This is a genomic window from Paenibacillus sp. KS1 (assembly GCF_001680695.1).
GTDB lineage: Bacteria > Bacillota > Bacilli > Paenibacillales > Paenibacillaceae > Paenibacillus_B > Paenibacillus_B suaedae.
In genome coordinates, this window is record NZ_MAIS01000257.1 from 1 (window position 1) to 1,024 (window position 1,024).

The following is a 1,024-nucleotide window of genomic DNA, read 5'->3' on the forward strand; positions in this document are numbered from 1 at the left end:
CTCGATGTCGCGCCAAGCAGCCTTGCGCTCCGCAGGTGTTGCTTCCGGATTGCTGTATACAAAGTGCTGGAATTCATCCACCGTTACTCCGTATGGGATGAACAACAGCGCGCCAGCCAAATGAGCAAACTTATACTTCTCCGTGTCTTCCTGGAAGAACAGCTCCATCCATGGCCATGTGAAGAACTCCATGCTCATCGAATGAATTTCGGCAGCTTCATACGTTGGCCAGTTGTATTCTGGCACTTCGAAGTGACGGCTCTCGTACACTTGGAACGCATGGCCCGCCTCATGTGTCAAAACATCGATATCGCCGGATGTACCATTGAAGTTAGAGAAAATAAACGGTGCACCATATTCGCTCAAGAATGTACAGTACCCGCCGCTTTGCTTGCCTCTCTTACTGACAAGATCCATCAGCTCGTTCTCACGCATAAACGTAAAGAACTCATTCATCTCTGGCGACAATTCTTCATACATCTTGGCTCCGTTCTGTACAATCCAATCTGGATCGCCCTTCGGCGTCGCATTCCCTGTCTTGAAGTTAAACGACTCATCATAGTAGTACATATGATCAACGCCGATCCGGTTGCCTTGACGCTCCTTCAGCTTCGTAGCTGCTGGCACGATATGTTCCAACACCTGGGCTCTGAAGTTCGCTACCATTTCCGCATTGTAATCGGTACGGCACATACGGTCGTATCCAAGCTGAACATAATTCTCGTAGCCCAGTTTCTTCGCAATCTTCGTACGCACCTTAACCAGATCATCATAAATGCGGTCGAACTTCGCTTCGTTCTCGGACATAAAGCCGAACTTCGCTTCAGAAGCACGCTTGCGCATATCGCGATCTGTGGACAACTCGAACGGTGTCAGCTGTGCCAGCGTGCGCTCTTCTCCTTCGAATAGAACTTTCGCAGAAGCAATCAATTGGGAATATTCTGTCGACAGCTTGTTCTCCATCTGCAAGTCTTCAATGATCTCAGGGCTGAATGTCTTGAGCATTTTCTCAGCCAACTGGAAC

At 48.9% G+C, this 1,024-nt stretch carries 1 protein-coding gene; it reads right to left on the bottom strand.

Annotation, left to right across the window (positions count from 1 at the left end):
- On the bottom strand, nucleotides 1-1,024 hold a 1,024-nt coding region (locus tag BBG47_RS28180), incomplete at both ends, for a M3 family oligoendopeptidase (protein WP_139070823.1).